Below are 3,749 nucleotides of genomic sequence, written 5' to 3'. Positions count from 1 at the left end.
GGACTTCAACCTCAACGGTGGGGTTGCCGCGGGAATCGAGGATTTCGCGCGCGTGGATGGCATCGATTGTCGCCATGAAAAAGTGCTCCTGTTCTTGGGAAGCTGTCTGACGGTGAAAACCGGGACCCCAGTCTCGGCACTAGCCTAGCCGAGGTCCCGGGGCTGCCGGTCATCGCGAAGCCGTGTTACTCAGGGCCGGCCGGCGGCTGATTTTCCGGGGCATTTGCGGCAACCGTTTGCCGGAACCGGCGGACCGCGGTGCGCAGCGCCCGCTCGGGGTCAAGTCCCTGCTCGGCGGCCCGGCCGACGACGGCGAACAGGAAATCGCCCAGGTCGTCTTCCGTCTGCGGTATCCGGTGTTCCGCGTCCTGCTGCCGGGCGTCCGGCTGCCGGCCTGCGCCGTGCTCCACCCCCGCCCGCCGCGCCCGGCCAAGGGTTTTCGCAGCCAGCGCAAGGGCGGGCAGCTGCTCCGGGATCCCGTCGAACGGCGAGGCGCGCTGCGGACGCTCGGCCTTCTTGATGTCATGCCAGGTCCGGACGATTTCCTCGACAGTGGCCGGGAAGGACTCCTGCAGGCTGCCGTCGGGCCGGAAGACATGCGGATTGCGCCGGATCATCTTCTCCGCCAGCCCGTCCACGACATCGGCCATGGCGAAGTTGCCGCGTTCCTCCTGCAGCTGGGCATGGAGCACCACCTGCAGGAGGACATCGCCCAGCTCGCCCTTCAGCTCCGCGGCGTCGGCCGCTTCGACATGGCCGGTCTCGATCGCGTCGATGAGCTCGTAGGACTCCTCCAGCAGGTACTCCACGAGCGATTCATGCGTCAGGGCCCCCATCCAGGGACAGTGGAGGCGCAGCTGGCCAATGATCAGGACCAGCCGCGCAAACGCCGGGCCGGCACGCTCCGGTTCCACCGGCTATCCGGCGAGGTTTTCGTACGCCTCGACGATGTAGTCCGCCAGCGCTTCGCGCTCTTCCAGCGGCAGGAAGGCGGCTTCGGCGGCGTTGAGCGTCAGGACCCGAAGATCGTCGAGGTCGTAGTCGAAGGCCTCCACCAGCAGCTCGAACTCATCGGTCAGGCTGACGCCGCTCATCAGCCGGTTGTCAGTGTTCACCGTGACGTGGAAGCCGGTCTGGTAGAGCAGGTCGATGGGGTGGTCCTCGATGGCTTCGCCGAACTGCTCGATCGCACCGGTCTGCAGGTTCGAGGACGGGCAGATCTCCAAGGGAATGCCGCGGTCCCGCACCCAGGCGGCGACGCGGCCCAAGGTGACCATACCGACGTCGTTGGCGTTGTCCTCGTCGGTGGTGAACTCGACCTGGATGTCCTCGGCAATCCGTACCCCGTGTCCCAGGCGCAGGGCGCGGCCATGGACCAGTGCGTCCACGATGCTGTCCAGGCCGGCGGCCTCGCCGGCATGGACGGTGGCCGGGAACTGGTTTTCCGCCAGATAGGTGAAGGCATCCTTGAAGCGGGACGGCGGGAAGCCGTCCTCGGCGCCCGCGATATCGAAGCCGACGGCTCCCCTGTCCCGGTGCCGGACCGCCAGCTCGGCGATTTCCATGCTCCGGTCCGCGTGGCGCATGGCCGTGATCAGCTGTCCCACCTGGATCTGCCGCCCGGTTGCCTCAACCGCTTCGACGCCGGCCTCCAGCCCCGCCTGCACGGCCTCCACGGCCTCGTCAAGGGTGATTCCCTTGGTGAGGTGCTGCTCCGGTGCCCAGCGCACCTCGCCGTACACGACGCCGTCGTCCGCCAGGTCCTCCACGAATTCCTTGGCGATGCGGGACAGCCCCTCCTTCGTCTGCATCACGGCGATCGTGTGGTCGAAGGTTTCGAGGTAGCGGACCAGCGAACCGGAGTCGGCGGATTCCCGGAACCACTGACCCAGGGCGACGGGATCCTCGGACGGCAGCCGGTGGCCGGCCTGGGCCGCAAGTTCGATGATGGTGGCCGGACGCAGGCCGCCGTCCAAATGATCGTGAAGCGACACCTTGGGCAGGCTGCGAAGGTCGAAGTCGATAGCGGAGGCAGGGACATCATTCACAATGGGCTCAGTCACAAGCCCCACTCTACAGTTTCCGCAGGGTCCCGCCCGTGTGCTTCGGACTGCTCCCGCCGACTGTCCCTGCGCTTGGCGAAGTGGTAGATGATCTTGTCGATCGTGAACCCGAGGATCAGTGCCAGCACGATCGCCACGCCCGCGCCCAGGAGCGGGTAGTCCTTGATCCAGGCGCCGGCGAGGAGCCCGATGCCCACCGAGTACAGCGACCAGGACGTTCCGGCGACGAGCGTGAACAACAGGAAGCGGTGGCGCGGGAAACCCGTGGCTCCGGCAGTCATGTTCACCGCAACCCGGCCCACCGGGATGTAGCGGGCCGTCAGGATCAGCAGTGCCCCGCGTTTGTCCAGTCCCTTCCGTGCCCAGGCGAAGGACTTGGCGACGCGGGGCCGGCGCATCCAGCGGAAGCGGTCGGCACCGATCCTGCGGCCGATGGCATAGGCGATGTTGTCGCCGATGATGGCCCCGGCTGCCGCAATGAGCATGACGATCCAGATATTGGGCATGCCCACGGACATGGCGATGGCTGCCAGCGCAACGACGACCGATTCACTGGGCACCGGCGGGAAGAAACCGTCAATGATGCACAGCGCCAGCAGCAGGAGGTACACCCAGGGCTGGCCGGCTGCGCCGAGGATCAGTTCATTGATGGTTTCCATAACTTCCAAGCGGGTGCTCCTTGCGCGGATCGATTCGCCGCGTCCAGCGACTGACTGAGGTCTTAACGATGCCACGGCCGCATTCGTGCCACCCAGCTGCTAGGAAATCCGGTCAATGATGAGCCGCTGTGCGGGACGGTCCCCTTCCGGAGCAATGACGACGGCGTGCTCCAGGGCATCCCGGGCCCGGCCGAATTTCTCCGGGGTATCGGTCAGCAGGGTCATGAGCGGCTCGCCGGCACGGACCATCGCCCCGGGCTTGGCGTGGATCCTGACGCCCGCGCCGGCCTGGACCGCATCTTCCTTCCGGGCCCGGCCGGCGCCAAGCCGCCAGGCGGCGACGCCGACGGCCAGCGCGTCCAGTTCCAGCAGGACGCCGTCCGCCGGTGCGTAGACCACGTCGGATTCGGCGGCCACGGGTAGCTTGGCATCGGGATCGCCGCCCTGGGCGCGGATCATGCGCCGCCAGACATCCATGGCGCGCCCGTCCTGCAGCGCCGCGGCAGGATCGGCATCGGGCTGGCCCGCTCCGGCCAGCATTTCGCTGGCCAGCTGCACCGTCAGTTCCACCACGTCCGCCGGACCGCCGCCGGCAAGCACTTCGACGGCTTCCTCGACTTCGATGGCGTTTCCGGCGGTCAGCCCCAGCGGCGTGGACATATTGGTCATCAGGGCAACGGTATTGACTCCGGCGTCCTTGCCCAGGGCCACCATGGTTTCCGCCAGCTCGCGGGCGCTGTCTTCGTCCTTCATGAACGCGCCGGAACCGACCTTCACATCCAGCACCAGCGAGCCGGTTCCTTCGGCGATCTTCTTGCTCATGATCGATGACGCGATCAGCGGAATAGCTTCGACGGTGCCGGTGACATCCCGCAGCGCGTACAGCTTTTTGTCCGCGGGAGCCAGCCCCGCTCCCGCCGCGCAGATCACGGCTCCGACGTCGGCGAGCTGGGCCATCATTTCGTCGTTGCGCAGCGCTGCCCGCCATCCCGGAATGGATTCCAGCTTGTCCAGCGTCCCGCCGGTG

4 protein-coding genes are annotated in these 3,749 nt (G+C 67.1%); all 4 read right to left on the bottom strand.

The annotated features are described in order from the left end of the window. Nucleotides 1–185: 185 nt before the first annotated feature. Nucleotides 186–836, bottom strand: coding sequence for a MazG nucleotide pyrophosphohydrolase domain-containing protein (locus AC5RW2_RS41280; protein ID WP_494030809.1), 651 nt, complete (start codon nucleotides 834–836; stop codon nucleotides 186–188). 81 nt (nucleotides 837–917) lie between these two features. Then, entirely contained in the window at nucleotides 918–2,063 is a 1,146-nt protein-coding gene (locus tag AC5RW2_RS41275; protein WP_494030779.1) for an adenosine deaminase, read from the bottom strand. Next, a complete protein-coding gene (locus AC5RW2_RS41270; protein ID WP_494030808.1) occupies nucleotides 2,060–2,722 on the bottom strand; it encodes a DedA family protein in 663 nt (220 codons plus the stop codon). Before AC5RW2_RS41270 ends, AC5RW2_RS41275 begins: the two co-directional genes overlap by 4 nt. A 99-nt stretch (nucleotides 2,723–2,821) precedes the next feature. Then, nucleotides 2,822–3,749 (bottom strand): thymidine phosphorylase (locus tag AC5RW2_RS41265; protein WP_494075311.1); only part of this gene is annotated, 928 nt, incomplete at its 5' end.

The organism is Arthrobacter sp. B0316-1-20, assembly GCF_059091865.1.
The sequence above is the reverse complement of the archived record's forward strand: the minus strand, read 5'-3'. Positions and strand labels throughout refer to the sequence as shown.